The organism is Parasynechococcus sp. (genome assembly GCF_042954245.1).
In the GTDB taxonomy this organism is placed as follows: Bacteria; Cyanobacteriota; Cyanobacteriia; order PCC-6307; family Cyanobiaceae; genus Parasynechococcus.
The window spans coordinates 1-2,174 of record NZ_JBGKDP010000052.1; the positions used below are offsets into that span (position 1 = coordinate 1).

At 56.2% G+C, this 2,174-nt stretch carries 2 protein-coding genes; both read right to left on the reverse strand.

Translation table 11 applies throughout. The features are described from left to right. Window positions 1-540: 540 nt before the first annotated feature. Window positions 541-1,521 (reverse strand): molecular chaperone DnaJ, encoded by a 981-nt coding sequence (locus ACGVJ8_RS02410; RefSeq protein WP_392345313.1) that lies wholly within the window; start codon window positions 1,519-1,521, stop codon window positions 541-543. Window positions 1,522-1,580: 59 nt separating this feature from the next. Then, window positions 1,581-2,165, reverse strand: coding sequence for a DUF3370 family protein (locus ACGVJ8_RS02415; RefSeq protein ID WP_392345314.1), 585 nt, complete (start codon window positions 2,163-2,165; stop codon window positions 1,581-1,583). Between the last annotated feature and the right edge of the window lie 9 nt (window positions 2,166-2,174).

Genomic DNA, 2,174 nt, shown 5'->3' on the forward strand with positions numbered 1-2,174 from the left:
AGCGAGACGCAGTTCTAGACCAAAATTAAGTCTCAAGCAATTTCTCTGCGACAGCCTGTTGGCGGTCCTTTGCAATCGACCCAAACCCCATCCGAGCCAGCCTGTCCAAACGCTGCGTACCTGCTTAAGAAGCAGGTACGCGACACCCAAAACGACTGCTATAGCTAACATCACAACGGGGCCAACCAGGACTGGACAGCGCCAGGACAAGCCTAAAGACCACTCGGAAGCAAGCCGCCACCTTCAATCATTGAAAAAGGCACATTTCTCCCCCGACACACGGACCAGTCGTAGACAACATCGCCACAAATAAAAATTCGCTGAAAACAATTCAGTTGATTTAGCAGGGGCCTTGATCAAGACTCATCGCAAGACCCATGACGCGGCTTGACTGAGAGGCCTGAGACAGAAGAAGGCCGTCGGACTGGCCGACCACAGAGCAATGGACGAGGACGCGAGAGCCCATGCACGACCAAGACACAGATGCCTTACATGAGACCCGTCTTGAGTCCAGCAACTAGACCCAAATGAGATTGCTGATTAGCGGCTGCGGTACAGCTCGCGAAGCAACTTATAGGCTTCATTGAGGCGACGCATGCCATCCGTGGAGCCACCGGCGTCCGGATGCTCCTCCAAGGCACGACTTTTGTAAGCATCGCGAATCGATGTCAGCGTCATGGATGCACCGGGCTTGGTCGATAAACCAAGCAGCTTCAGAGCACCATGCACAGTCATCGTGGACTCAAGCGTCTCAAACGATGTGACCTTGCGGCTCCGGCGGAAGCGATTCACGAATCTGCGAATCATGGTGGGCATCCGCTCGGCCAGTGACGCCGTTGCGAAGGGGTCTTCCAGCGCTCCAGCAATCACCATGACCCTGCCAAGCGATGGCGGTTGCTCAACCCAACTCAGACAGAGCTCTTGAAGGGAGCGATTGGCTGAGGTCCAGGTAAACGGTTTTCCCTCGCTCGCATCAACGCTCGGCCAAACATCCTTGGACAACCAAGCCATCGCTGCTTCAACAACTGTTTCGCCGGGATCCTGGCCGTAGAGCGAGCGCCAATGAGCTTCCGCAGCTGCTCCGGCTTGGCTGAGATCCTCCCCAGACACCGTTGAGACGGGCAGGTCGACGGGATCCCGGACCGGCTTGGACTTGGCTTGAAGCGTCTCTTTGATTTCCGATGTTCGACGTCGGACGAATCCAGGGAGGTCAATGCCGGACCCACCGCTGGCTGGACTTGCCGCGTCAATCGGGTCGAACGTCTCAGACAGGCTGTTGTTCGTTGGATCATCGACACGGGTGATGAGAACGAGGCTGGTGGTCTCGTCCTCCACAGGCGAATCAGCGTCATCCTGGTCAACGCCATCGTTCACCAGAGCAATCGTGGAGTCATCCGTGGAGTGCTCTGGATCGGGAAGCAGCTCCTCAATCAGTCGTTCGACAACGGTGCCCCGGGCACGCATTCCCCACTCCGCCTTGAGTTGATCAATCAGATCAACGAGCTGACTGGACACCGTGATGGTGATTTTCCTGGCTTTGGTTCCGTCTCCAGACAAACGATCGACCTCTACTTCGGACCTTATCGGAGTTGAAACTGGTCCAGCCACTGCTGTTGAGACCGGATGGCTCCCTGATAGCGCATCGGCAGCACCGCCGGAACCGGTTGAGGAACAGGAGTGCGAACTGGTTGAGCCGCTGGCTGAACTGGGGCTGGAGGGGCCAGCTTTGGACCCACACGACGCCCCTTGTCCGTCTCAATTTTGCTCTTGGCGAGGGCCTGCTGTTGCCGGCGTTGATTGAGCAGGGCAAGTTGCTGAACGGGCACCACACTCAACAGATGCCCAGGGGTGGCATCGGCTGGATACACCAGGCTCAGCCTCACCCGCTTGTGCTCACCGGCGTTGAAACGAAGATCGCTGAGGGGAAGACTTTCACCTGAGCGAAGACCAACATGGACTTCCTGAACTCCCTCAGACGTTTCGATGCGCAAAGAACCACGAAATGCCGTGAATTGCTTCTTGCCTGACACCACAGGGTGACTCATCACGAGATGGTGATCCCCCTGGCCTTGCAGATTCAAATCGATGTCATAACGAACTCCATAGGTACCGATCTTGTTCACAGCAGAATCAATCATGCGCGTTGCTAATTGATTGACCTGGATATCACGCGT